Source organism: Burkholderia cenocepacia (assembly GCF_900446215.1).
In the GTDB taxonomy this organism is placed as follows: Bacteria; Pseudomonadota; Gammaproteobacteria; order Burkholderiales; family Burkholderiaceae; genus Burkholderia; species Burkholderia cenocepacia.
In genome coordinates, this window is the sequence record NZ_UAQZ01000001.1 from 1,048,918 (window position 1) to 1,073,271 (window position 24,354).

The 24,354-nt window shown below is 68.0% G+C and carries 22 protein-coding genes; 8 read left to right on the forward strand and 14 right to left on the reverse strand.

What is annotated here, in order from left to right; genetic code table 11:
• Nucleotides 1–104: 104 nt before the first annotated feature.
• The 8 genes from DTA15_RS04910 to DTA15_RS04945 all read right to left on the reverse strand — a co-directional run bounded on the left by DTA15_RS04910 (nt 105) and on the right by DTA15_RS04945 (nt 9,166).
• A complete protein-coding gene (locus DTA15_RS04910) occupies nt 105–608 on the reverse strand; it encodes a MarR family winged helix-turn-helix transcriptional regulator (protein WP_006485085.1) in 504 nt (167 codons plus the stop codon).
• Between the two features lie 102 nt (nt 609–710).
• The gene (locus DTA15_RS04915; RefSeq protein WP_012493644.1) at nt 711–1,619 is read right to left on the reverse strand and encodes an SMP-30/gluconolactonase/LRE family protein; all 909 of its coding nucleotides are present in this window, start codon (nt 1,617–1,619) and stop codon (nt 711–713) included.
• Between the two features lie 56 nt (nt 1,620–1,675).
• Nucleotides 1,676–2,701 (reverse strand): L-arabinose ABC transporter permease AraH, encoded by a 1,026-nt coding sequence (gene araH / locus DTA15_RS04920; protein WP_006485094.1) that lies wholly within the window; start codon nt 2,699–2,701, stop codon nt 1,676–1,678.
• Nucleotides 2,702–2,737: 36 nt separating this feature from the next.
• Complete coding sequence (gene araG / locus DTA15_RS04925; protein WP_012493645.1) at nt 2,738–4,285, reverse strand: L-arabinose ABC transporter ATP-binding protein AraG; 1,548 nt, start codon at nt 4,283–4,285, stop codon at nt 2,738–2,740.
• A gap of 21 nt (nt 4,286–4,306) precedes the next feature.
• A complete protein-coding gene (locus DTA15_RS04930) occupies nt 4,307–5,320 on the reverse strand; it encodes an arabinose ABC transporter substrate-binding protein (protein WP_006485098.1) in 1,014 nt (337 codons plus the stop codon).
• A gap of 93 nt (nt 5,321–5,413) precedes the next feature.
• Nucleotides 5,414–6,343, reverse strand: a complete 930-nt coding sequence (locus DTA15_RS04935; protein ID WP_006485095.1) for a Gfo/Idh/MocA family protein — start codon at nt 6,341–6,343, stop codon at nt 5,414–5,416.
• 25 nt (nt 6,344–6,368) lie between these two features.
• Nucleotides 6,369–7,298 carry a dihydrodipicolinate synthase family protein gene (locus DTA15_RS04940; RefSeq protein ID WP_006485084.1) on the reverse strand — a complete coding sequence of 310 codons (930 nt, stop codon included), beginning with the start codon at nt 7,296–7,298 and terminating at the stop codon, nt 6,369–6,371.
• A gap of 116 nt (nt 7,299–7,414) precedes the next feature.
• Nucleotides 7,415–9,166, reverse strand: a complete 1,752-nt coding sequence (locus tag DTA15_RS04945; protein ID WP_006485093.1) for an IlvD/Edd family dehydratase — start codon at nt 9,164–9,166, stop codon at nt 7,415–7,417.
• A gap of 114 nt (nt 9,167–9,280) precedes the next feature.
• On the opposite strand from DTA15_RS04945, the gene DTA15_RS04950 reads away from it, so the two are divergent.
• Entirely contained in the window at nt 9,281–10,231 is a 951-nt protein-coding gene (locus DTA15_RS04950) for a LysR family transcriptional regulator (RefSeq protein WP_006485089.1), read from the forward strand.
• A gap of 18 nt (nt 10,232–10,249) precedes the next feature.
• Here the strand turns inward: DTA15_RS04950 and DTA15_RS04955 are convergent, their stop codons facing one another.
• Complete coding sequence (locus tag DTA15_RS04955) at nt 10,250–10,726, reverse strand: OsmC family protein (RefSeq protein WP_006485099.1); 477 nt, start codon at nt 10,724–10,726, stop codon at nt 10,250–10,252.
• 132 nt (nt 10,727–10,858) lie between these two features.
• Between DTA15_RS04955 and DTA15_RS04960 the strand changes: the two genes are divergently transcribed.
• Complete coding sequence (locus tag DTA15_RS04960; protein ID WP_006493069.1) at nt 10,859–11,500, forward strand: GntR family transcriptional regulator; 642 nt, start codon at nt 10,859–10,861, stop codon at nt 11,498–11,500.
• Between the two features lie 27 nt (nt 11,501–11,527).
• Here the strand turns inward: DTA15_RS04960 and DTA15_RS04965 are convergent, their stop codons facing one another.
• Complete coding sequence (locus tag DTA15_RS04965; RefSeq protein ID WP_006485083.1) at nt 11,528–12,553, reverse strand: LacI family DNA-binding transcriptional regulator; 1,026 nt, start codon at nt 12,551–12,553, stop codon at nt 11,528–11,530.
• A 189-nt stretch (nt 12,554–12,742) separates the two neighbouring features.
• Between DTA15_RS04965 and DTA15_RS04970 the strand changes: the two genes are divergently transcribed.
• Genes DTA15_RS04970 through DTA15_RS04990 form a run of 5 tightly spaced genes read left to right on the forward strand, consistent with a single transcriptional unit; the run spans nt 12,743 to nt 19,086 of the window.
• Nucleotides 12,743–13,900, forward strand: coding sequence for an ABC transporter ATP-binding protein (locus DTA15_RS04970; protein ID WP_006485100.1), 1,158 nt, complete (start codon nt 12,743–12,745; stop codon nt 13,898–13,900).
• A gap of 8 nt (nt 13,901–13,908) precedes the next feature.
• Nucleotides 13,909–15,894 carry a beta-galactosidase gene (locus DTA15_RS04975; RefSeq protein WP_006485091.1) on the forward strand — a complete coding sequence of 662 codons (1,986 nt, stop codon included), beginning with the start codon at nt 13,909–13,911 and terminating at the stop codon, nt 15,892–15,894.
• A gap of 60 nt (nt 15,895–15,954) precedes the next feature.
• Nucleotides 15,955–17,214 carry an ABC transporter substrate-binding protein gene (locus DTA15_RS04980; RefSeq protein ID WP_006485097.1) on the forward strand — a complete coding sequence of 420 codons (1,260 nt, stop codon included), beginning with the start codon at nt 15,955–15,957 and terminating at the stop codon, nt 17,212–17,214.
• A 54-nt stretch (nt 17,215–17,268) separates the two neighbouring features.
• A complete protein-coding gene (locus tag DTA15_RS04985) occupies nt 17,269–18,213 on the forward strand; it encodes a carbohydrate ABC transporter permease (protein WP_020979520.1) in 945 nt (314 codons plus the stop codon).
• Nucleotides 18,214–18,234: 21 nt separating this feature from the next.
• Nucleotides 18,235–19,086 carry a carbohydrate ABC transporter permease gene (locus tag DTA15_RS04990; protein WP_006482683.1) on the forward strand — a complete coding sequence of 284 codons (852 nt, stop codon included), beginning with the start codon at nt 18,235–18,237 and terminating at the stop codon, nt 19,084–19,086.
• Between the two features lie 215 nt (nt 19,087–19,301).
• On the opposite strand, the gene DTA15_RS04995 is transcribed toward DTA15_RS04990, so the two are convergent.
• A complete protein-coding gene (locus tag DTA15_RS04995; RefSeq protein ID WP_171984363.1) occupies nt 19,302–19,700 on the reverse strand; it encodes a nuclear transport factor 2 family protein in 399 nt (132 codons plus the stop codon).
• Nucleotides 19,701–19,782: 82 nt separating this feature from the next.
• Here DTA15_RS04995 and DTA15_RS05000 point away from each other — a divergent pair, with 82 nt between their 5' ends.
• Nucleotides 19,783–20,727: a LysR substrate-binding domain-containing protein gene (locus tag DTA15_RS05000; RefSeq protein ID WP_006482684.1), complete on the forward strand. Its 945-nt coding sequence runs from the start codon at nt 19,783–19,785 to the stop codon at nt 20,725–20,727.
• 74 nt (nt 20,728–20,801) lie between these two features.
• Here the strand turns inward: DTA15_RS05000 and DTA15_RS05005 are convergent, their stop codons facing one another.
• The 3 genes from DTA15_RS05005 to DTA15_RS05015 all read right to left on the reverse strand — a co-directional run bounded on the left by DTA15_RS05005 (nt 20,802) and on the right by DTA15_RS05015 (nt 24,349).
• A complete protein-coding gene (locus tag DTA15_RS05005; RefSeq protein ID WP_006493972.1) occupies nt 20,802–21,185 on the reverse strand; it encodes a hypothetical protein in 384 nt (127 codons plus the stop codon).
• 171 nt (nt 21,186–21,356) lie between these two features.
• The gene (locus tag DTA15_RS05010) at nt 21,357–22,811 is read right to left on the reverse strand and encodes a DEAD/DEAH box helicase (protein ID WP_006482687.1); all 1,455 of its coding nucleotides are present in this window, start codon (nt 22,809–22,811) and stop codon (nt 21,357–21,359) included.
• A gap of 35 nt (nt 22,812–22,846) precedes the next feature.
• On the reverse strand, nt 22,847–24,349 hold the full coding sequence (locus DTA15_RS05015) for a nitronate monooxygenase (RefSeq protein ID WP_006493975.1): 1,503 nt from the start codon (nt 24,347–24,349) through the stop codon (nt 22,847–22,849).
• Nucleotides 24,350–24,354: the final 5 nt, after the last annotated feature.

Here is a 24,354-nt window from a genome sequence, read left to right on the forward strand (position 1 = left end):
GAGAATGCGGCGGGGAAATCAGGGAGCGGTCGGGCGATCGCCAATGGCGCGGACGAAGCGCGCACGGGCCGAACGGGCCCGCGTCGTGAAAATCGGGGAGGCGCTCAGCCGCGCAGGTTGCGCGAGAACAGTTCGAGCGCGCGCTGCACGTGCGTGGCGTCGTCGGCCGGGATGTCGCCGAGCATGCGTGCCTCGACCGGCCGCAGCGCGGCTTCGCATTCGCGCAGCATCGCCGCGCCTGCATCGGTCAGCGTCAGCAGGATGATGCGGCCGTGCGACGGGTCGGCTTCGCGCGTGACGAAACCGCGGGCGGCCATCACGCTCATCACCTCGTTCGCCGATTGCGGCGTGATCCACGAGCGCTCGGCCAGTTGCGCGTTCGACGATGCGCCGCGCGCCTCGAGCACCGACAGCGCCGTGTATTGCGCGAGCGTGATGCCGAGCGGCGCGAGCGCGTCGGTCATGTGACGGCGCAGCAGCCGGTCAAGGCCGCCGATCACGTAGGTCAAACGTTGTTGCACGCGCGCTTTCGGCTTGTCGCCCGTGGCGCGGGCGGCGTCCTTCGCGGCGGGTTTCGAACGGGCGGGCTTGGTCGGGGTGGAACTCATGGCGCGTGCTGGATGGAATTGCGAGCCATCTTACCAGCACGCGAAACGTCGTTCTGTCCGGTTGTACGCGACACGCGCGGTATGCGCGGTCGGCTGCGGCGGTCAGCCGTGTGACGCGCGCCGGCCCGCGAACCGCGCGGTCGGCAGCCCCGCGTAGCGCGTCTGCGCGACGAACACGCCGCCCGCGTGCGCATCGCCGGCCAGCGCGTCATCGCTCAGGTCAACACGCGCACTCGTCACATACAGCCGGCCTTCACCGTCGATCGCAACGCAGCTCGGCTGCGCGGTCGGCACTTCAACGCGATCCGTCTCGACCCCGTCCGGCCCATAACGCACCACGCGCCTGCCGCCCCACTGCGCATTCCACAGCCCACCGTCGCGATCGACGATCGACCCGTCCGGATCGCCATTGGCATCGATCAGCCGCGCGAACGACCGCACGTTCGCGACGTCGCCACCCGCGCGGTAATCGCACACGAAAATCTCGCGCACCAGCGAATCGCAGAAATACATCTTCGAACCGTCCGGCGAGAACCCGATGCTGTTCGCGATCGCGGCCGGCGGCAACGCGAGCCGTTCGAGCGTGAGGTCGGGATTGAGGCGATAGAACCCGCCGACCGCGCGCGGCGGCTCGGCGCCTTCGTCCTTCATCCCGAACACGAATGCGCCGGCCCCGTCGCAGCGCCCGTCGTTGAGCCGCGTCGGCAAGTCGGGCTCGACGTCGACGATCCGCGTGAACGCGCCGCTGCGCAGGTCGAAGAACGCGAGATGGGTCGCGAGCCCGACGAGCAGCACGTCCGGCTCGTCGGTCAGCGCGAAGCACGCGAGCCGTTCGGGCATCGCCCACTGCGCGAGGTCCGAGCCGTCCGCGCGGCAGCGCCACAGCCGCGCGCCTTCGATGTCCACCCAATACAGCGCGTGCGTCCTGTCGCACCACGTCGCGCCTTCGCCGAGCGTGTTGCGGCTGTCGGCCAGCAGCGTCGCCGACGCGGCCGGATGAGTCTGTTGCATGCCGTCTCCCGATGTCTGATCTGTCGCGTTCGCGGGCGGCCGCGCCATCACCGAAGTCAGATCTTCATCGCGCGCCGCTGGTTGCGACGATACTGGTCGAACAGCACCGCGAGCAACAGAATTCCGCCGCGTATCAGATATTGGTAAAAGGTCGGCACGTTCAGCAGGCTCATCGCGTCCTGCACGGAACCCATGATCAGCACGCCGACCAGCACGCCGGAGATCGTCGCGACGCCGCCCGTCAGCGACACGCCGCCGAGCACACATGCGGAGATCACGCCGAGTTCGAGGCCGACCGACGTCTTCGGGTCGCCGAGGCTCATCCGCGACGCGAGCATCACGCCGGCGAAGCCCGTCACGAGCCCTTGCAGCACGAACACGGCGATCTTGATGCGCATCACCGGCAGCCCCGCGAGCAGCGCCGCCTCGCCGTTGCCGCCGACGGCCAGTACGTTCTTGCCGAACACCGTCTTGCGCAGCAGGAAACCGAACACGACGAAACCGACGATGTTGCTCCAGATCGGATACGAAATACCGAGGAACGACCCGCCGCCGAGATCGAAGAAGCGCTCTTCCGAGATCATCACCGCGTCGCCGTTCGACGTGATGAACGCGAGCCCGCGCACGACTTCCATCATCGCGAGCGTGACGATCAGCGAGTTGATCCGGTAGCGTGCGATCAGCACGCCGTTCACGAGCCCGACCGCCCCACCCGCGAGCACGCCGGCCGCGATACCGAGCACGACGCTGTGCGTCGCGGTGATCAGCGTCGACGCGACGACGCCCGAGAACGCGACGATCGATGCGACCGACAGGTCGACCTCGCCGAGCGCGAGCACGAACATCATCGTCACCGCGATCGAGCCGATCAGCGTGACCGACAGCAACAGGCCCTGGATGTTGCGCGGCGTGAGGAAGTCCGGCACGGTCATCGACAGCACCGCGAACAGCACGAGAAACACCATCACGATGCCGGAGCGGTTGATCAGCTGCCACACGCCGCCGCGTGGCCGCGCGGGCGTGGCCGCGGCCGCGGCATCCGGGGACGGGGAAGTACGTTGGGGTTGCATTGCCTGGCTCATATCAGTTCACTTGCTTTCCGGTTGAACAGCACGCCGCTAGCGCGGCAGCGCGAGCTTGATCAGCGCATCGGGCGTCGCGTGCGCCTTCGCGACCTCGCCCGCGATCCGTCCTTCCTTCATCACGACGATGCGGTCCGACACGCCGATCACCTCGGCCAGATCGCTCGACACGAGGATCACGGTGCGGCCCGCTTCCGCGAGTTCGTAGAACAGGTTGTAGATTTCCGCGCGCGCGCCGACGTCGATGCCGCGCGTCGGCTCGTCCATCAGGAACACGTCGATGCGCTCGGCCAGCCAGCGCGCGAGCACGACCTTCTGCTGGTTGCCGCCCGACAGCGCGCCGATCGGCGTGTCGCCGTCGCGGGTCTTGATCGCGAGGCGCTCGATGTATTGCTGCGCGAGCTCGCGTTCGCGCCGCCCGTCGAGCAGCACGCGCGCCGGGCTGAAATGACGGCGCGCGCTGATGTTCAGGTTGTCGGCCACCGACGCGATCGCGACGATGCCTTCCTGCTTGCGGTCTTCCGGGCACAGCGCGATGCCGGCGCGCACCGCGTCGCGCGGGCTGCCGAACGCCACCCTCTTGCCGTTCAGCTCGACGTGCCCGGCGCTCGGTCGCACCGCACCGTACAGCAGCTTCATCAGCTCGGAGCGGCCCGCGCCGACGAGCCCGAAGAAGCCGACGATCTCGCCGCGCCGCGCGGTGAACGACACGGGCTCGGCCAGCCCAGGCCCCGCCAGCCCCTTCGCTTCGATCAGCACGTCGCCGGCCGCACGCGGCCGGTAGCCGTACACGTCCTCGATCGAACGGCCGACCATGCAGCCGATCAGCCGGTCGCGGTCGAGATCGGCGACGGAATCGAACGTGTCGATGCGGCGACCGTCGCGAAACACCGTCACGCGGTCGCACAGTTCATAGACCTCCTCCATCCGGTGCGTGACGTAGATGATCGCGCGGCCTTCCGCGCGCAGCGCGCGGATGATCCGAAACAGCTGCGTGGTTTCGCGCGCGGACAGCGAACTCGTCGGTTCGTCGAATGCGATCACGCGCGCGTCGCGCATCAGCGCCTTGCCGATCTCGATCATCTGGCGCTGGCCGATCGACAGATACTTCACCAGGATGCCCGGATCGATGTGCTCGCCGAGCCGCTCCAGCGCATCGAGCGCGCGCGCGGCGAGCGTGCGCTCGTCGACCACGCCGAGCCGGCTCGGCAATTGCCCGAGCATCAGGTTTTCCGCGACCGTCAGCTCGGGCACCAGATGCAGTTCCTGGTAGATGATCGCGATGCCGGCCTCGAGCGCCGCGCGCGTCGACGCGAAGCGCTGCGCCGTGCCGTTCAGCGTCAGCGTGCCGGCCTGCGGCTGGTTCACGCCGGACAGCACCTTCAGCAGCGTCGATTTCCCCGCGCCGTTCTCGCCCATCAGCCCGTGCACCTCACCCGCGCGCACCGACAGCGACACCGCGTCGAGCGCCCGCACGCCCGGAAACGTCACCGTGATGCCGTCGAGCGCGAGCAGCGGGCCGTCCGGCCGCATGCCCGCTTCGGCGTCGTGGCCGGGCGCGGCCGTGATCGTCTGCATCGTCATCGCGTTCTCGCCTCGCCCCGCTCAGATACCGAGTTCGGCGCGCACGGCCTGCCAGTTCGCGCGCGTCATCAGCTTGCCGCTCGTCTGCGTGTCGGCCGGCGGCGTCTTGCCGTTGCGGATCCAGTCGACGAGGTTCTGCGTGCTGTCCTTGCCGTGGTTCGTCGAGCTGACCGCGATCGTCCCGTAGAAGCCGGTCGGCTCCTTCTTCTGGAACTCGGCGAACGCCTCGCCCGCGCCGTTGATGCCGACGCCGATCACGTCGGCCGCCGGAATGTGCAGCTGTTCGGTCGCGCGCACCGCGCCGAGCACGGTTTCCTCGTTCAGCGCGTAGATCACCCATTTCTTCACGTTCGGATGGCGCGCGAGCACCGGCGCCGCCGCACTGAAGCCGCCTTCGTCGTCGGTGGTCTTCTGCGGCGCGTCGAAGATGTTTTCCTTGCGGAAGCCGTTCGCGAGCAGCGCCTGCGTCGCGCCGTCGGTGCGCAGCTTCGCGGTCGGCAGCTCGTAGTTGGTGACACGCAGCGCGCCGACTTCTTCCGGCTTCCAGCCGCGCCGCTTCATCTCGTCGGCGATCGCCTGGCCGACCTGGTTGCCGATCTTGGTCGCCGACATCCCGAGGTGCGGCACGTTCGGCAGCGGCTTGCCGCTCGAATCGACGAGCTGGTCGTCGACCGTCACGAACTTCATGTTGTAGCGCTTCGCGCGCGACGCGATCGCCGGCCCGAGACGTACATCCGGCGCGCAGATCACGAAGCCCTGCGCGCCCTGCGAACCGAGGTTGTCGATCGCGGCCAGCACCTTCTCGCCGTCCGGCGTGCCGATCTTCACGACCGAGAAATTCTCCTTCTGGCCGAGCGCGGACGCCGCGTTCTGCTCGTTGATGAACCACGCCTGCTCCGGCATCTTCACGAGGAAGCCGATCTTCAGCGGCGCGTCGGCGTGCGCGGCGCCCTGCATGCCGAGCGGCGCGATGCAGAGCGCGGCCAGCAGCGCGCGCAGGGTATGGCGGCGAATCGTGTGAGTCGTGCGGTTCATGGGTGTCTCCTTTGTATCGGCTGATGCCGTGATGTGTGCCGTAATCAATCATTCGTCGCGCGCGCTCGTTCGTACCGAAGCGCGCGCGCAGGTTCAGCGGCCGAACGCGTCGGTCTGCACGCGCCGGCCGAACAGGAAGGCGTCGGCGACGAGCCGCAGCGGCCGCACGTCGACGTCGCTTTCGCCACGCGCGATCAGCGCATGGAAGTGCGCATACAGTGCCGGGTATTCGCGTTCGGGCCCGATCTCGACCGGCTCGCCGGCGATCGACAATTGCGCGCCGCCGCGGCTGATCGCGAGCACGCCGTCGGCCGTGTCGACCGCGATCTCCCATTGCTCGACGGGGCCGTGGCGCCAGTCGAATTCCGCGCGCACCGGCACGCCGTCGGTATCCGCGCAATCGAGTTCGGCCGCGATCGGCGTCTGCACGTCGCTCGGCACGATGAGCGTCGCCTCGCGCAGCACGAGTTCGCGCGGCAGGATCCGCGTGACAATCGACAGCGCGTTGATGCCCGGATCGAACACGCCGAGGCCGCCCGGCTCCCAGATCCACTGCTGCCCCGGATGCCAGCGCCGCACGTCTTCCTTCCAGCGCACCTGCACCGCGCGGATCGTGCGGTGCGCGAGCCATGCGCGCGCGGGCTCGACCGCGCTCGCGCAACGCGAATGCCAGGTCGCGAACAGCGTGAGGCCGCGCTCGCGGGCCAGCGCGTCCAGCGCGGCCACTTCGCCGAGCGTCGCGCCCGGCGGCTTCTCGAGCATCACGTGCTTGCCGGCTTCGAGCGCGGCGCGCGCCTGCGCGTAGCGCACCTGCGGCGGCGCGCACAGCGACACCGCGTCGAGTTCGGGTTCGGCGGCGAGCAGCCCGCGCAGGTCGGGGTAGTTGCGTACGCCCGTGACTTCCGCGTGGCGGCTCGCGCATGCGGTCAGCGCGAAGCCCGGTTCGGCGGCGATCGCCGGCAGATGCTGGTCGCGTGCGATCTTGCCGATCCCGACGACGCCCAGCGAAATCGGTTCACTCATCGTGCCTTTCTCCTTCGCGAATCGCTCAGCGCGCCCAGCGCAGCACGAGCGGATCGAGCCGGCGCGCGATCGCGAGCAATTCCGCGCGCGTGTCCGGGTGCAGTTCCGGCATCGGATGCCGCGGCCGCTCGCACGCGATCACGCCGCCTTCGCGCATCAGCGCCTTCGCGGTGAGGATCCCGGACTGGCGGTTCTCGTGATTGATCAGCGGCAGCCACGCCTGGTAATGCGCGAACGCATCGTCGTGCCGCCCTTCGCGGAACGCTTCGAGGATCGGCCGGATGCCGTCCGGGAAGCCGCCGCCCGTCATCGCGCCGGTCGCGCCCGCATGGAGGTCGGCGAGCAGCGTGATCGCTTCCTCGCCGTCCCACGGCCCCTCGATCGCGTCACCGCCGAGCCGGATCAGCTCGCGCAGCTTGTTCGCCGCGCCCGGCGTCTCGATCTTGAAGTACGCGACCTGCTCGATCTCGCGCGCCATCCGGGCGAGGAACGGCGCGGACAGCGCGGTGCCGCTCGCAGGCGCGTCCTGGATCATGATCGGGATCGCGATCGCGTCGGACACGCGTGCATAGAACTCGAAGATCTGCGCTTCCGGCACGCGGAACGTCGCGCCGTGATACGGCGGCATCATCATCACCATCGCGGCGCCGAGCTGCTGCGCGCGCAGGCTGCGCGCCGCGCACACCTGCGTGCTGTAGTGCGACGTCGTGACGATCACCGGCACGCGGCCGGCCACGTGCTCGAGGATCGTGCGCGTGAGCACGTCGCGTTCGTCGTCGGTGATCGCGAACTGCTCGGAGAAGTTCGCGAGGATGCACAGCCCGTCCGAGCCGGCGTCGATCATGAAATCGACCGCGCGCTTCTGGCTCGCGAGGTCGAGCTCGCCGGTATCGGCAAACGTCGTCGGAACGACGGGAAAGATGCCGCGATAGCGCGGCGTGCTGCTCGATGTCATGGTTCGCGTCCTGCTTCGGCCCGGTTGTCGCCGGCCGTCATGCGTTCACGGTTTCATGAAGCGCGGGCCGGGAAGGCCCGCAACCGGCGGCGACGCAGGTCGCGCCGCCCGCCTGCTCAATGCGAATGGCTCGGCACGTCCGCGCCGCGCGTGCCGACCAGGAAGTCGAGGTCGCACCCCTCGTCCGCCTGCAGCACGTGATCGATATACAGCCGCGCGTAGCCGCCCTTGCCGAGCTGGCCGGCCACGCCCGGCGCCGCGGTCGGATCGACGTCGGACAGGCGGCGCTGCAACTCTTCATCCGGAATGTCGAGATGCAGCGTGCCGGCCTCGCAGTCCAGCTCGATCCAGTCGCCGTTGCGCACGGCCGCGAGCGGCCCGCCGGCGGCCGCTTCCGGCGCGACGTGCAGCACGACCGTGCCGTACGCGGTGCCGCTCATCCGCGCATCGGAAATCCGCACCATGTCCTTCACGCCCTGGCGCAGCAGCTTCGGCGGCAGCCCCATGTTGCCGACCTCGGCCATGCCCGGATAGCCGCGCGGCCCGCAGTTCTTCAGCACCATCACCGAGCTCGCGTCGACGTCGAGCGCTTCGTCGTTGATCGTCGCCTTGTAGTGGTCGAGGTTCTCGAACACCACCGCGCGGCCGCGATGCTTGAGCAGTTCGGGGCTCGCCGCCGACGGTTTCAGCACCGCGCCGCGCGGCGCGAGATTGCCGCGCAGGATGCAGATGCCGCCGTCCGCGATCAGCGGCCGGTCGAGCGGACGAATCACCTCGTCGTCGTAGTTCGGCGCTTCGCGCACGTTGTCCCACAGCGATTTGCCGTTGACCGTCAGCGCGTCCGGGTGCGGCAGCAGCCCGCCTTCGCCGAGCCGGCGCAGCACGGCCGGCAGCCCGCCCGCGTAATAGAACTCCTCCATCAGGAAGCGCCCCGACGGCATCAGGTCGACGATCGTCGGCGTGTCGCGGCCGATGCGCATCCAGTCTTCCAGTTCGAGCGGCACGCCGATGCGGCCGGCGATCGCCTTCAGGTGGATCACCGCGTTGGTCGAGCCGCCGATCGCCGCATTCGCGCGGATCGCGTTCTCGAACGCCGCACGCGTCAGGACCTTCGACAGCACGAGCCCTTCGAGCGCCATCTCGACGATGCGGATGCCCGACATGTGCGCGAGCACGTAGCGGCGCGAATCGACGGCCGGAATCGCCGCGTTGTGCGGCAGCGCGACGCCGAGCGCCTCGGCCATGCACGCCATCGTCGACGCGGTGCCCATCGTGTTGCAGGTGCCGGCCGAGCGCGACATCCCGGCTTCGGCCGACAGGAAGTGATGCAGGTCGATCTCGCCGGCCTTCAGCGCTTCGTGCAGTTGCCACACGGCCGTGCCCGAACCGATGTTCTTGCCTTCGAGCTTGCCGTTGAGCATCGGGCCGCCCGACACGACGATCGCCGGCACGTCGCAGCTTGCCGCGCCCATCAGCAGCGCGGGCGTCGTCTTGTCGCAGCCGGCGAGCAGCACGACCGCGTCGATCGGGTTGCCGCGGATCGCTTCCTCGACGTCCATCGACGCGAGGTTGCGCGTGAGCATCGCCGACGGCCGCAGGTTCGATTCGCCGTTCGAGAACACCGGGAACTCGACCGGGAAGCCGCCCGCTTCCGAAATCCCGCGCTTCACGTGCTCGGCGAGCTTGCGGAAGTGCGCGTTGCACGGCGTCAGTTCGGACCACGTATTGCAGATGCCGATGATCGGCCGGCCGTCGAATTCGTGATCGGGAATGCCCTGGTTCTTCATCCAGCTCCGGTACATGAAGCCGTTCTTGTCGTTCGTGCCGAACCATTGGGCGGAGCGCAGCCTGGGTTTTGTTGCCGACATCGTCAGTCCTGTGGTGACGGGATACCGGCGCAGTCTAGGCAGAATTTTGATAACTGGCTAATGACGTTTTTGGCGATTACGATATCGATTCCGATATCGATATAAACCCGTACGATGACCGAAGCCAGTCCGTGGGGAAACCGCGCCCGCCTGAAGACGCGCCAGTTGCTGCTGGTCGTCGCGCTCGCCGACGAAGGCAGCATCCACCGCGCGGCGGCCGCGCTGAACATGACGCAGCCGGCCGCGTCGAAGCTGCTGCGCGAACTCGAGGAATCGATTGGCGCGGTGCTGTTCGAGCGCCTGCCACGCGGGATGCGGCCGACGCTGTACGGCGACGCGCTGATCCGCCACGCGCGCGCGGCGCTCGGCAGCCTCGACCAGGCACGCGAGGAGCTGGCCGCGCTGAAGGCCGGCCATCTCGGCCACGTGGCGGTGGGGGCGATCACGTCGCCGGCCCTGCGGCTCGTGCCGCCGGCCGTCGCCGCGGTGAAGGGCACGCATGCGGGCCTGCACGTGTCGGTCGAGATCGACACCAGCAACGTGCTGCTCGAGCATCTCGCGCAGGAAAAGATCGACATCGTGCTCGGCCGGCTGTCCGCCGAACACGACAAGCTGCGCCTGCGCTACGAGCCGCTGACCGGCGAATCGGTGGCCGCGGTCGTGCGGCCCGGCCATCCGCTGCTCGCGCAAGCGCCGCTGGCGCTCGCGGACGTACAGCGCGCCGCGTGGGTCGTGCCGCCGGCCGGCAGCGTGCTGCGGCACCGCTTCGAACTCGTGTTCCAGCGCGCGAGCCTCGCGCCGCCGGCGAACCTCGTCGAAACGTCGGCGCTGCTGTTCATCACGCAACTGCTCGAACAGAGCGACATGATCGCGGTGCTCGCCGAGGACGTCGCGCGCTACTACGCGCGGCACGGGATCGTCACGATGCTGCCGCTGGAGATGGATTGCCGGATGGACGATTTCGGGATCATCACGCGCACCGACCGGCTGCATTCGCCGGCGGTGACGGTGATGGTCGAGGCGATTCGGGCCGCGGCGCGGGAGGTTTATGGGGTTGCGCTGTGACGACGCAGCCGCGGTTTCCTACGCCGCGGCAACCTCGATCACCGGCTCGCACCGAATCGGAAAATTGACCGAATTCGCGATGTAGCACTTCGCATGCGCATCGTGATGCAGCTGCGCCGCGCGTTCACGATCGTCGCCGGCCCGGATCGTCACCTGCGGGCGCAGCACGATTTCGGTGAAGCGACCCGCTTCGGCGCCGTCGAGCATCGTGCCTTCCGCGTGGTCGACATAGGCCAGCACGCGGATGCCGGCTTCCGAACACAGGTGCAGATACCACAGCTTGTGGCACGCCGATGCCGACGCGAGCAGCAGGTCTTCAGGGTTCCAGCGCGCCGCGTCGCCGCGAAACGCCGGGTCCGACGAGCCGGGAATATCCGGCTTGGAGCCTGCGCGGATCACATGATCGCGCCCGTACTCGCGATACCCCGACGTGCCGGTGCCACGATTGCCCGTCCACTCCACTGCGACGCGATACTGGTGTTCGCCCGATGCCATCTCGCTCTCCATTGATGTCGGTTGCCTCGACCGGGCCGGACGCCGTTGCGTGAAGCCCGCCGATGGTGGCCATTGTGGCACTGGGATTGCCGTTTGGTATACCATTATTCCAAAATGACGAAACAGGCAGGCATGGAAGCCAAACTCGACTCCACGGCGGACGCGGTCGCCGCGTCGCTGCGCGACATGATCATCAACGGCGAACTGGCGGCCGGCGAGCGGCTCGTCGAGCGCGATCTGGCCGAGCGCTTCGGCATCAGCCGGATTCCGATGCGCGAGGCGATCCAGCGGCTGGAACGCGAGGGCTTGCTCGACATCTTCCGGAATCGCGGCGCCGTCGTGCGCATGTTGAGCGCGTCGGACGTGCACGAAATCTACGATCTGCGCGTGCTGCTCGAAGGCGATGCGATCTACCGCAGCGTGAAGCGGCTCGACGACGAAACGCTCGCCCGCGCCGAACTCGTGCATCGGCTGCTCGGCGATGCAACCGTGCCACGCCGGCAAGGCGAACTGAACCGCGAATTCCACGCGTTGCTGTATTCGTGCTGCGGCAACGCGCGGCAGTTGAAGTCGATCGCCGAACTGCGCGGCCAGGTCGAACGTTACGAGCGCCTGCAGGCCACGCTGCTCGCCGATACCTCGTCGTTCCAGGTCGAACACGACGATATCCTGCAGGCGTGCCTCGAACGCGATGCCCGCGGCGCCCGCGCGATGACCGTCGCGCATCTCGATTCGGCCCGCCGCATCGTGCTGCGGCTCGTCGAAGGCGGCTGAAGCCGGCGGGCTACCGCTCGCGTTTCGTCATGCCGCGCGCGGCACCGGCCCGGTCGTGCCGCGCACCGTCAGCGTCGGCAGCGACGCGACCCGCACGCGCGACGCGCCGTCGCCCTTCCCGCCCGCCTCGCGCAGCGTATTGAGCAGCTCGACTGCGAGGCCGGCCGCTTCGGCAGTGGGGATCGCGACGGTCGTCAGCGTGGGCCGCGTGTCGCGCGCGAGATGGATGTCGGTGATGCCGACGATCGACAGATCGTCGGGCACGCGCCGGCCGCGATCGGCCGCCGCATGCATCGCGCCGATCGCCGGCAGGTCGTTGGTCGCGACCAGCGCGGTCAACCGCGGGTGCGCATCGAGCAGCCGGCCCGCCGCACGCAGCCCGCCTTCGATCGAATCACGCTCGGCCGCGACGATCGACGCGTCGAGCCCCGCATCGCGCATCACGTCGACGAAGCCGTCGTAGCGCGCCGCCTGCACGCCGCTCGCCGCGCCGCCGACGATCACTCCGATTGTCTCGTGACCGAGTTCGAGCAGATGCCGCGTCGCGATCCGTCCCGCCTCGCGGAAATCGATCGCCACGCACGGCAACCCGTCGGGCGGCGCGTCAGGCCGCTCCCACAGGCACAGCACGACCGGCACGCCACGCCGCGCGACGTCGAGCAGGTCCGGCAGGTGCAGGTTCGCATTGGTCACGAGAATCCCTTCGGAGATCGTGCCGGCGATCTGGTCGAGATACGCGCGCCCCTGCAACGGATCTTCGTTCGTATTGCAGACGATCAGGAACTGCCCGTTGCGGCGCACCGCGCGCTCGACCGCCAGCGCGAACTCCGGATAGAACGGGTTCGCGATGCTCGATACCATCAGCGCGACCGTCGGCGCGCGCCCTTCCGCCAGCGCCCGCGCGGCGAGGTGCGGCCGATACCCGAGCGCGTCGACCGCTTCGAGCACCCGCGCCCGCGTCGCGTCGCCGACCCGGCCGCGATCGCGCAGCACGTTCGACACCGTCGCGGCCGTCACGCCGGCGCGGCGCGCCACTTCATCCAGAGTTGCCATCGTTTGCTCACTATATGAGACGTCGATCCAATATTTGCTTCGCTCACCGAAGCGGCGCACTATCGCCGCACACCCTGCCGCCCGACCGACGGGCGCGACTCGGCCGCGATCGCATCGCCCCTTTTTTTGATCGCGATGATTAAGCGCTTAATCAAGCAGTGTGGCGCATTAAAACATGGAGCGGAGACAATGGCGAGCATCTCGATGCGACGCGTGCAGAAAGCCTATGGCGAGCACGCGCCGGTCATTCGCGACGTCGATCTGGAGATCGGCGCGCACGAGTTCTGCGTGTTTCTCGGGCCGTCCGGATGCGGGAAGTCGACCCTGTTGCGCATGATCGCCGGGCTCGAGGATCTGAGCGCGGGCGAGTTGTCGATCGACGGCCGCCGCGTCGACGACGTGCCGGCCGCCGAACGCGGCGTCGCGATGGTGTTCCAGAGCTACGCGCTGTTTCCGCACATGACGGTGTACGAGAACATGGCGTTCGGGCTGAAGCTCGCGCGCGTGCCGAAAGCCGAGATCGACCGGAAGGTGCGCGACGCCGCGCGCATCCTGCAGCTCGACACGCTGCTCGAACGCAAGCCGAAGGCGCTGTCGGGCGGCCAGCGGCAGCGCGTCGCGATCGGCCGCGCGATCGTGCGCGAGCCCGGCGTGTTCCTGTTCGACGAACCGCTGTCCAATCTCGACGCGGCGCTGCGCGGCCAGACCCGCATCGAGATCGCGCGGCTGCACCGGCAGTTCGAACGCGCGAGCGTCGTCTACGTGACGCACGACCAGACCGAGGCGATGACGCTCGCCGACAAGATCGTGCTGCTGCACGCCGGCGCGGATACCGCGCAGCACGGCAGCATCGCGCAGGTCGGTGCACCGCTCGACCTTTACCACCACCCGGCCAGCCGCTTCGTCGCGGGCTTCATCGGCTCGCCGCGGATGAACTTCCTGCCGGCCGTCGTGACTGCGTGCGACGCGCAGCGCACGACCGTCAAGCTGGTGCCGTCCGGCGAAACCTTCGCGCTGCCGCGTGACGGCTCGGCGCTGAGCGCCGGCGCCGCCGTGACGCTCGGCGTCCGTCCCGAACACCTGACGCTCGGCGCCGCGGCCGACGCGACGACGCTCGCGCGCGACGTCGCGCTCGTCGAACGCCTGGGCGAACAGACCTACGTGCACCTCGATTCGCCCGGCCTGCCCGACGCGACGCCGCTGATCGCGAAGGTGCCCGGCGACGCGCAGGTGCGCACCGGCGAACGCGTGCACGTGCACGCGCCGGCCGCGGCCTGCCACCTGTTCACCGAAGACGGCCGCGCGGTGCCCGCGTGCGCCGACGTCCACGTTCACCACTACGCATAAGGATCGGCATGCGCCTCGGAGTCTGCTACTACCCGGAACACTGGCCGGAATCGATGTGGGCCGACGACGCCCGCCGGATGAAAACGCTCGGCATCGAGCAAGTGCGGATCGCCGAATTCGCATGGAGCCGCATCGAGCCGTCGCCGGGCGAATACGACTGGGGCTGGCTCGACCGTGCGGTCGACGTGCTCGGCGCAGCCGGCCTCGAGATCGTGATGTGCACGCCGACCGCGACGCCGCCGAAATGGCTGGTCGACCGTCATCCCGACATCCTCGCGATCGGCGCGGACGGCCGGCCGCGCGCGTTCGGCTCGCGCCGCCACTACGATTTCTCGTCGCCGACCTATCTCGAAGCGTCGCGCCAGATCTGCACGGCGGTCGCCGAGCGCTACGGCCGCCATCCGGCCGTGCGCTACTGGCAGACCGACAACGAGCTCGGCTGCCACCAGACCGTCGTCAGCTACTCGCCGGCCGCGCTCGTGCGCTTCCGCGAATGGCTGAAGGCGCGCTACGGCACGATCGACGCGCTGAACCGTGCATGGGGCACCGTGTTCTGGAGCATGGAGTATCGCCATTTCGACGAAGTCGACGCGCCGGTGGGCACCGTGACCGAAGCCCATCCGTCGCATCGCCTCGACTACCGACGCTTTGCGTCCGACGAGCTCGCGCGCTATCACCGGATGCAGGTCGACGTGATCCGCGCACACTCGCCGGGCCGGCCGGTCGCGCACAACTTCATGCAGTTGTTCACCGAGTTCGATCACTACGAGGTCGCCCGCGACCTCGACATCGCGACGTGGGACAGCTACCCGCTCGGCGCGCTGGAGGAGCAATGGTTCGCGCCCGACGTGAAGGCGCGCTGGCTGCGCACCGGCCATCCGGATTTCGCGTCGTTCAATCACGACCTGTATCGCGGCATGTCGAAGCTGCCGTTCTGGGTGATGGAACAGCAGCCGGGGCCCGTGAACTGGGCGCAGTGGAACCCCGCGCCGCTGCCGGGCATGGTGCGGCTGTGGAGCTGGGAGGCGTTCGCGCACGGCGCCGGCTGCGTGTCCTACTTCCGCTGGCGGCAGGCGCCGTTCGCGCAGGAACAGATGCACGCGGGGCTGCACACGCCCGACGACAAGCTCGACGAAGGCGGCCGCGAAGCGCAGCGCGTCGCGCGCGAGATCGCGACCGTGCACGACGCCGGCGCGGACGCGGACGGCGCGGTGCGCGCGCCCGTTGCGCTGGTGTTCGACTACGAGGCGAAGTGGCTGTTCGAAGTGCAGCCGCAGGGCGCCGATTTCCACTACCCGCGTTTCGCGTTCGAGTACTACTCGGCGCTGCGCGCGCTCGGCCTCGACGTCGACATCGTGTCCGCGCACGCGCCGCTCGACGGCTACCGCGTCGTCGTGGTGCCGCCGCTGCCGATCGTGCCGGATGATTTCGCGTCACGGCTCGCCGCATCGAGCGCCCATGTGGTGTTCGGGCCGCGCACCGGCTCCAAAACCGTCGACCTGCAGATTCCGCCGGCGCTGCCGCCCGGCCCGCTCGCGTCGATCCTGCCGGTACGCGTGTGGCGCGTCGAATCGCTGCGGCCGAACCTGACCGAACGGATCGACGGCGCGCTGCGCGACGGCTCGCCGCTCGCGGGCGCGGCGCGCCACTGGCGCGACTTCGTCGAACTGCACAACGACACGCGCAGCGTCGTGCATGCGCGCTTCGCCGACGGTCATCCCGCCTGCGTGTCGCATGGCGCGCTGCATTACTGGGCCGCGCTGTTCGACGACGCGACCACCATGCGCCTGTTCGCCGATGTCGCGGCCGAAGCGGGCCTCGCGCCGACACCGCTGCCCGATGGCGTACGCGTGAGCCGCCGCGGCGGCCTGACCTACGTGTTCAACTACGGCAGCACGCCGCACACGATCGACGCGATACCGCCGTCGGCGTTCGTGTTCGGCGCCGCGCAGGTCGGACCGCAGGACGTAGCCGTGTATCGAAGCCGTTCGTAACCCCTCACCGGCGCCGCGACGCGCCGGGCACGTACAACGACACACAGGACTGGAGACACCATGACACATCGCCCCCTTCGCGCCGCCGCCCGGCTCACCACGGCCGCCGCGGTCGCCTTCGCGTCGCTCGGCACGACGGCGCCCGCCGATGCCGGCACGCTGACCCTCAACATCGCGTTCAAGGGCGCGAGCCAGCGCGCGGTCTGGCAGTCGACGATCGAAGCGTTCCACAAGGCGCATCCCGACATCGACGTGAAGCCGACCTTCGTCGACGAGGAAGCGTACAAGGTGCAGCTCCCGGCGTGGCTCACCACCGTCGCGCCGGACGTCGTGAACTGGCACGCGGGCGAACGGATGGCGTACTACGCGAAGCGCGGGCTGTTCGAGGACCTGAGCGGCGACTGGACGAAGAACGGCTGGGATGCGATGTATGCGTCGACGCGCAGCGCGTCGTCCTATAACGGCAAGCAGTACGCGGCGCCGACCGTCTACTACTCGTGGGGGCTGTTCTACCGCAAGGACCTGTTCCGCAAGGTCGGCATCGCCGACGAGCCGAAGACGTGGGACCAGTTTCTCGATGCGTGCAAGAAACTGAAGGCGGCCGGCATCACGCCGATCGCGATCGGCGGCCGCGACGCGTGGACGCTCGCCGGCTGGTTCGACTATCTCGACCTGCGCCTGAACGGCAACGCGTTCCATCAGCAACTGATGGCCGGCGACGTGCCGTACACCGACCCGCGCGTGAAGAAGGTCTACACGACGTGGAAATCGCTGATCGACTCGGGCTACTTCATCGACAACGCGCTGTCCTACGATCTCGACGGCGCGCAGCCGTTCCTGTTCCAGGGCAAGGCCGCGATGATGCTGATGGGCACCTTCATCGCGGCCGGTTTCCCGCCGAACGTGAAGCCGGAAATGGGTTACTACCGCTTTCCGATCATCGACCCGAAGGTGCCGACCGCCGAGGACGGCCCGGTCGAATCGCTGCACATCCCGACCAAGGCGAAGAACAAGGCCGACGCGCACACGTTCCTCGCGTTCGTCGAAACGCCCGAGATGGGCGCGAAGCTCGCCGAAGGGCTCGGCTCGCTGTCGGCCAACAGCAAGTCGCCCGAGCCGGCCGATCCGATCTCGCGCATCGGCTTCCGGATTCTCGCCGACACGAAGGGCGGCGTCGCGCAGTTCTACGACCGCGACATGACCAAGGAAATGGCCGACGAAGGGATGAAGGGCATGCAGCAGTTCCTCGCGAATCCCGCGCAGCTCGATACGGTGCTCGCGCAACTCGAACAGACCCGCAAGCGGATCTACAAGAAGTGACCGCGTGACCCAACCGGCGGCCGCGCGCCGCCGTGTCCGTTCAGGAGGCTTGCCGTGTCCAGTCCGATCACGTCCACCCCGCCCGCCGGCACCGCACCGCCGCCGCGCGGCCCGTCCACCACCGCGTTGCCCGCGCGCCGGCCGTCGCCCGCCGTGCGGCGGCAACGGCGCGCCGCGTGGCTGTTTCTCGCGCCGGCCTGCGCAATGGTTGCCATTTATGTGATCTGGCCGATCCTGTCGACGTTGTGGCTGAGCCTGTACAACTGGGACGGGATGACCGAGCGCACCTTCGTCGGGCTCGCGAACTATGCTGAGCTGCTGCAGGCGCCGACGTTCTACACCGCGCTGCGCAACAACGTGATCTGGCTCGTGCTGTTCATGCTCGCACCGCCGCTCGGCCTCGCGCTCGCGCTGTACCTGAACCAGGCGGTCGGCGGCATCCGGCTCGTGAAGTCGCTGTTCTTCGCGCCGTTCGTGCTGTCGGGCGTGGTCGTCGGGCTGATCTTCTCGTGGTTCTACGATCCGACTTTCGGGCTGCTCGCGCTCATCGCCGGGCACGGCATCCCGGTGCTCGGCGACGCACGCTATGCGACGCTCGGCGTGGTGTTCGCGGCGCTGTGGCCGCAGACGGCGTACTGCATGATCCTGTACCTGACCGGCCTCACGTCGATCAGCCCGGAACAGATCGAAGCCGCGCGGATGGAAGGCGCGCGCGGCTTCGCGCTGCTGTGGCACGTCGTGCTGCCGCAACTGCGGCCGACCACCTTCATGGCGATCGTCGTCACCGTGATCGGCGCGCTGCGCAGCTTCGACCTGATCTCGGTGATGACGGGCGGCGGCCCGTTCGAAAGCTCGACCGTGCTTGCGTATTACATGTACGACCAGGCGATCAAGTACTACCGGCTCGGCTATTCCGCGTCGATCGCGGTCGTGCTGTTCGCGATCATGCTCGTCTACATCGTGTTCCAGTTGCGCCGCATGCTGCGCAACGAGCAGTGACCTTTCGGGAGCCCACTCATCATGTTTCCGACACCCGTTGCCCACTGGAAGCCGGTATCGCGCCGGCTGTACAAGCTGTCGCTGCCCGTCGCGCTCGTGATCTGGCTGCTGCCGATGATCGCGGTGTTCGTCACGTCGGTGCGCTCGACGGAGGAACTCGTCGAAGGTCACTACTGGGGCTGGCCGCGCCGCTTCGCGATGATCGAGAACTATCGCGATGCGTTGACCACGTCGCCGATGCTGCATTACTTCTGGAACAGCGTGCAGATCACCGTGCCGTCGGTCATCGGCTCGATCGCGCTCGCGGCGATGGCCGGCTTCGCGCTCGCGACCTACCGGTTTCGCGGCAATACCGCGCTGTTCGGCACGTTCGTCGCCGGCAACTTCGTGCCGGTGCAGGTGCTGATGATTCCGGTGCGCGACCTGTCGCTGCGGCTCGGCGTGTTCAATACCGTCGAAGCGCTGATCCTGTTCCACGTCGCATTTCAGACGGGGTTCTGCACGCTGTTCCTGCGCAACTTCATCAAGCAGCTGCCGTTCGAGCTGATCGAGGCGGCGCGCATCGAAGGCGCGGGCGAATGGACGGTGTTCTGGCGGATCGTGCTGCCGCTGATCCGGCCGGCGCTGGCCGCGCTCGCGATTCTCGTGTTCACGTTCGTGTGGAACGATTACTTCTGGGCGCTGTGCCTTACGCAAGGCGACGAGGCGGCGCCGATCACGGCGGGCGTCGCCGCGCTGAAAGGTCAATGGACGACTTCGTGGAACCTCGTCTCGGCCGGGTCGATTCTCGCCGCGCTGCCGTCGGTCGCGATGTTCTTCGCAATGCAGAAGCATTTCGTCGCGGGGCTCACGTTCGGCGCGACGAAAGGCTGAACGCGCGCCGCTCGCGTTTCGAATCTCCCCCTCCGCATCGTGAGGTTGCCCGCTTCGGCGGGCTTTTTTCATGCTTTGCAGATTGGGGCGATGTCGGTTGGCGATCTTGGCCCGCCATCCAGGCTCCAATGCCGCCAACCGATTAAACGCGCAGCTGACTGCCGGTTTCGACGCGCCTGGACGTCTGGGCGCGACTTTGCTCGACATCGATTCGGCTACGCGTACTTGTCGCCGACCGTACTGCGAATCGGATGGGTGTCGTAGACGATGATCATTCGTTCGATGAGCCCCGCGACGTCGAACTCGAATACGTCGACGCACTCGAAGCGCGCCGCCGAGCCGTCTTTCAGGCCCCAGTCGTAGATGAAGTAACCGGTCGCACGGCGAGCGCCACTCGTGCTGACGCAGATATCGATCGGCGTAATCCTGCTTTCTCCCGACGCGGCAGCGACCTTCGAAAGGAAGGGCTCAGGCTGCATCCAGCCGAGAAATGGCGAGAAAATCCGCGCGTCCGGCGTAAATAGCGCGCAGATGGCGCCGACATCGCCTCGCTCCAGTTCCCGAAGGTAGGCGCGAACCTGTTGCGTATATAGTGATCCCGACGTTGAGCCCAAGACTATCCTCCGATCATTCGTTGACGACCCCGTTCACTCGCAAGAACAGGGCATCCGGTAGACGCACGATAGCGACGCCCCGATGACCGAACAATCGAAAAATTTGCAATCCGGGTATGCGGCGCATGCATATCCGCTGGCCGACCTGACGCGGCCGCTCCCGCCGTTGGCGGCGATTCAGTCGTTCGTCGCCGCGGCGCAGCTGGGCAGCGTCAGCAAGGCGGCGGACCACCTATGCCGGACGCAAGGTGCGGTCAGCCGCCAGATACAGCAGCTGGAAACGCATTACCGATGCGCACTCTTCGTGCGCCACGTATCGGGGCTGACGTTGACGGCGGAAGGGAATGCACTGCTGACGGTCGCGGTCAACGTGCTCACGCAATTGGTTCGGCACGCGGACGTCCATGCACGGGCGACCTCGGTGCTCACGTTGAAGTTGCCTTCCACGTTCGCCGTTCGCTGGCTGCTCCCGCGGCTGCCGGACATCCAGCGCGCGATGAGCGGAACGGAGCTTCGTATCTCGACATCCGCGGACGACACGCCGGATTTCACGACGTCCGACGTCGATGCCGTCGTCGTGCGCGGCACGGGGCAATGGACCGGTATGGAGGCGATCCCGCTGTTTGCCGAGATGCTCACGCCGATGTGCGCGCCCGCCTTGGCAGCCTCACTGCGATCCGTTGCCGACCTTGCGCAGGTCGAATTGCTCCATCCCGGGCCCAGCCACGCGGAATGGAGGTGCTGGCTCGATCATGTCGGGGCACGCCAGGTCGATGCGGGACGCGGACTCGTATTCGATACCCTCGAATTGACGCTCGCGGCATCGATGGAAGGACACGGCGTTGCAATCGGCGACCCGCGAATGGCAAGAGACCGGCTCCGCGCCGGATCGCTGGTGACGCCGTTCGAGGACGTGGCTCGAGACGGCCTTTCGTACTTCCTCGTCTATCCGCCCCAACGTGCGGCACAACCGAAAATTCGGGCCCTCGCCGACGTCTTGCTGCGACTTGCGCGAGAAGACCGATAGGCGAGCATCCGATACCCGGGTGGAATCGACATGCTCGAATGACCCACCCACAGTACCGGCGAATGACGGGCCTGTCAGAGATCGCCGCGCACTTCACCGGTTCCCAGCGCGCTCCGCTGGCGGTTGACCTCCGCCCACAGCGCATCGCTGTCGTCCTCGCGCAGCACGATCATGCAGTCCAGTTGATCGTCGGTCACGCCGAAGTATTCGAGGATTTCTTGGCGAACCCCATCGATGAAGTGCGCGTATTCCGGCGTTGCCTGCGCCTGCGCATGCAAGGCGTCGTACTCGGCATCGTCCACGCCGCCGCCGTGCTCGTCGATATAGCGCGTGATCCACTGGTCCCGCTCGTGGTCATAATCGGCCTCGGCGCGCATCGCTTGCACGGCCGTGTACAAATCCAGTTGGGCAAACGCGGCGATCGCCGCCGTTGTCGCCTCGTCGAATGTCGTCGTCATTCCCTCTCTCACTTCAGTCATCGCACATCGTCGGTCACGCCGGGAAGGCCGGGTCGCGGCCGGTTTCAGGTCGGCAACGAGAAAACCGGCCGCGCTGCTTCCAGCCACCCGTATTCGTCCACTGCATCGGACGATTCAATCGTCTCGGCACCCCGGACAGGAAGATTCGGCCTACCTGGACGGTTTGCCCGGTTTGCCGCGCCCACCGGCGGATTTCCCGGCGGGCTTCGCCGCCCCCGCCTTCCCGGCTGGCTTGCTGCGCGGCTTCTGCACGCTGAACGGGCTGCCGATGGTGTAGTCCGGACCTTTACCGGCACCAGCGGCCGTCGCATGCTGCGCCCCCGGCTTGCGCCTGCCGTCGTTGCTCGGCGTATGCGGCTTCTTGCCCGGCGTTTGCCTCGCGACCGGCGCGGCTTGCGGCACCTTGGGCTTCTTCGGCTTTTTCGGTTTCTTGATGATCTGGCCCGTCGCGCTGGTTTCCGGCACGCGATGTTCGGCCTCGAAACCCGGCTCTTCTTCGCGCCGCAGCGTCTGCCGGATCAGCGCTTCGATCGCCGCCAGTTGCGGCGCTTCATCGGCGCATACGAGGGATACCGCCACGCCGCTGGCGCCCGCGCGGCCGGTGCGGCCGATACGGTGCACATAGTCTTGCGCGACGATCGGCAGATCGACGTTGATCACGAGCGGCAGATCGTCGATATCCAGTCCGCGCGCCGCCACATCGGTGGCGACCAGCATCTGCACTTCGCCCGCCTTGAAACGCTCCAGCGCCCGCAAACGCGCGGGTTGCGGCTTGTCGCCGTGGATCGTGTCGACCGCATAGCCGGCTTTCTCCAGCATCACCGCCAGATAATCGACGCCATTGCGGGTCTTGACGAACACCAGCGCGTGCTCCCACTTGTTTTGCGCCACCAGATGCATGAACAGGCCCGGCTTGTTCCGCTTGTCGACCGTCACCACCCACTGCTTGATCTTGCTGGCCGTGGCGTTGGGCGCGCTGACGCTGATATCGACCGGGTTGCGCAGAATGCCCGCCGCCATCGTGCGGATCTCGTCGGAGAACGTGGCGGAGAACAGCAATGTCTGGCGCTTGGCGGGCAACGCGGCAAAGACCGCGTCGAGTTCGCGCGCGAAGCCGAGATCGAGCATGCGGTCGGCTTCGTCGAGCACCAGCGTCTGCACCTGATCGAACTGCACCGCGTTCTGGCGATTGAGGTCGAGCAAGCGGCCCGGCGTCGCCACGAGCACGTCGACGCCCTTGCGCAGCTTCATCATCTGAGGATTGATGCTCACCCCGCCGTAGGCGGCCAGAAACCGCAGATCGAGGCCCTTGCCGTATTCGACGAAGCTTTGCAGCACCTGTTCGGCCAGTTCGCGCGTGGGCACCAGCACCAGCACGCGCGCGCGGTTGCTGGATACCGCCGGGCCGTGTTGCACCAGCCGTTGCAACAGCGGCAGCGCAAAGCCGGCCGTCTTGCCGGTGCCGGTCTGGGCCGCGGCCATCACGTCCTTGCCGCCGAGCACGGCAGGAATCGCCTTGGCCTGCACCGGCGTGGGTGTCTGGTAATTGAGGCCCTGCAGGTTATGCAGCAACGGCTCGATCAGGCCAAGCGAGGCAAAAGACATGGACGTATTCCGGGCGAAAACCGCAATTCTAGCGGTTACCGCGCCGGTTGCGCCCCGCCCGCGCCGCCGCGCAGCCGCACGTCCACCGCCCCGATATTCTTCTCGTGCGCGACCAGCATCAACGACAGCGCATGGTGAATGTCCGGATCGGCGAGCGTCGGCAGCAAGGTCTGCAGCTTGCGCACGACCCAGCGTTGGCCGCGATTCAGGAACGCCATCCGCTCCGCCAGATCGTCGATCGCCATCGCCTTCTCGTAGAACGCGCCGGTCGCGCGCGTCGGCACCGCGTCGAGCGACCGGATCGCGTCGACGAGCACGCTGCACCAGTGCGCCTCGTCCTGGCGGATACGGGCGATCAGCCGATGCAGCTCGGGATCGTCGGTCACCTCGGTCGCCGTCTCGGACGCGACGCGCGCACCCGCGCGCTCGGCTTCCAGCAATTCATCGAGCGTAGCCAGCAACGCGGCGCGGCGCTCGTGTTCGCGCTCGTCGACGGCGCCGGCCGGCGTCCCCGTGCCGCCTTTGTCGAGTATCGCGGCCGCGCCGGCGACGATCCGCTGCAACACGTCGCCGGCCATCTCGACCGCCTCGATCCGCCCCGCGCCCGTGCCCGCATACAGCGCCATCGCCTCGACATCGCCGGTCATCGTGCGCAGCGGCGAATCGGTGCTGAACAGATAGATCGGCCGCCCTTCCTCGTCGCCGATCACGGTCCGCGCGTCGCCGAACGGATCGCCGCGTTCGCCGCGCGTCACGCTCGACGGCAGCACGCGCACCCTCGCGCCGCGGGGCCAGTTGATGTGGAAGATGTCGGTCAGCAGCGTGTCGCCTTCGTGCGCCTCGACGATGCGCTGCTTGTGATACGCATGCGCGAACGATTCGTGGGTCGCGATGAAGGCCGTGCCCATCACCGCGCCCTGCGCGCCGAGCGCCATCGCGGCCGCCACGCCCGCACCGTCGACGATCCCGCCCGCCGCGAGTACCGGCACGTTCGCGGCACCGATCACGTCGGGCAGCAACGCGGCAAGCGGCCGGTCGCCGCGGACATGGCCGCCCGCCTCGCGCCCCTGCACGATCAATGCCTGCGCCCCGGCCGCTTCGGCCGCGCGCGCATCGTCGAGCGAGCCGACCTGATGCACCACGCACACGCCCGCGTCGCGCAGGCGCCGCACGACGGCCGGCATCACGTCCCAGAACAGCGCGACGACGGGCACGCGCAGCTCGACGCATGCGTCGAGCTGGGCATCGAGCAGATCGGGCGGCGTCGACGCGGGAATCAGATTGATGCCGAACGGGCGCTCGGTCGCCGCGCGCACTCGCTGCACTTCGCTGCGGATCAGCGCAACCGGCTCGCGCACCATGCCGAGAAAGCCGAACCCGCCGGCCGCGCTCACGGCGCTCGCGAGCTCCGCGCGCGCGACACCGCCCATGCCCGCGAGCACGATCGGCCAGGTACAGCCGAGCAGGTCGCAGACGGGGCGATGCAGGATCTGGATGGCGCGGGCGTCGTGCCCGTCGCCACGCGTCGGAATCGACATGCAGC

Excerpts from the sequence above, each read along its gene's own strand:
- DTA15_RS04910 (WP_006485085.1), bottom strand. The coding sequence starts at position 608 with ATGAGTTCCACCCCGACCAAGCCCGCCCGTTCGAAACCCGCCGCGAAG.
- DTA15_RS04915 (WP_012493644.1), bottom strand. The coding sequence starts at position 1,619 with ATGCAACAGACTCATCCGGCCGCGTCGGCGACGCTGCTGGCCGACAGC.
- araH (WP_006485094.1), bottom strand. The coding sequence starts at position 2,701 with ATGAGCCAGGCAATGCAACCCCAACGTACTTCCCCGTCCCCGGATGCC.
- araG (WP_012493645.1), bottom strand. The coding sequence starts at position 4,285 with ATGACGATGCAGACGATCACGGCCGCGCCCGGCCACGACGCCGAAGCG.
- DTA15_RS04930 (WP_006485098.1), bottom strand. The coding sequence starts at position 5,320 with ATGAACCGCACGACTCACACGATTCGCCGCCATACCCTGCGCGCGCTG.
- DTA15_RS04935 (WP_006485095.1), bottom strand. The coding sequence starts at position 6,343 with ATGAGTGAACCGATTTCGCTGGGCGTCGTCGGGATCGGCAAGATCGCA.
- DTA15_RS04940 (WP_006485084.1), bottom strand. The coding sequence starts at position 7,298 with ATGACATCGAGCAGCACGCCGCGCTATCGCGGCATCTTTCCCGTCGTT.
- DTA15_RS04945 (WP_006485093.1), bottom strand. The coding sequence starts at position 9,166 with ATGTCGGCAACAAAACCCAGGCTGCGCTCCGCCCAATGGTTCGGCACG.
- DTA15_RS04950 (WP_006485089.1), top strand. The coding sequence starts at position 9,281 with ATGACCGAAGCCAGTCCGTGGGGAAACCGCGCCCGCCTGAAGACGCGC.
- DTA15_RS04955 (WP_006485099.1), bottom strand. The coding sequence starts at position 10,726 with ATGGCATCGGGCGAACACCAGTATCGCGTCGCAGTGGAGTGGACGGGC.
- DTA15_RS04960 (WP_006493069.1), top strand. The coding sequence starts at position 10,859 with ATGGAAGCCAAACTCGACTCCACGGCGGACGCGGTCGCCGCGTCGCTG.
- DTA15_RS04965 (WP_006485083.1), bottom strand. The coding sequence starts at position 12,553 with ATGGCAACTCTGGATGAAGTGGCGCGCCGCGCCGGCGTGACGGCCGCG.
- DTA15_RS04970 (WP_006485100.1), top strand. The coding sequence starts at position 12,743 with ATGGCGAGCATCTCGATGCGACGCGTGCAGAAAGCCTATGGCGAGCAC.
- DTA15_RS04975 (WP_006485091.1), top strand. The coding sequence starts at position 13,909 with ATGCGCCTCGGAGTCTGCTACTACCCGGAACACTGGCCGGAATCGATG.
- DTA15_RS04980 (WP_006485097.1), top strand. The coding sequence starts at position 15,955 with ATGACACATCGCCCCCTTCGCGCCGCCGCCCGGCTCACCACGGCCGCC.
- DTA15_RS04990 (WP_006482683.1), top strand. The coding sequence starts at position 18,235 with ATGTTTCCGACACCCGTTGCCCACTGGAAGCCGGTATCGCGCCGGCTG.
- DTA15_RS05000 (WP_006482684.1), top strand. The coding sequence starts at position 19,783 with ATGACCGAACAATCGAAAAATTTGCAATCCGGGTATGCGGCGCATGCA.
- DTA15_RS05005 (WP_006493972.1), bottom strand. The coding sequence starts at position 21,185 with ATGACGACGACATTCGACGAGGCGACAACGGCGGCGATCGCCGCGTTT.
- DTA15_RS05010 (WP_006482687.1), bottom strand. The coding sequence starts at position 22,811 with ATGTCTTTTGCCTCGCTTGGCCTGATCGAGCCGTTGCTGCATAACCTG.
- DTA15_RS05015 (WP_006493975.1), bottom strand. The coding sequence starts at position 24,349 with ATGTCGATTCCGACGCGTGGCGACGGGCACGACGCCCGCGCCATCCAG.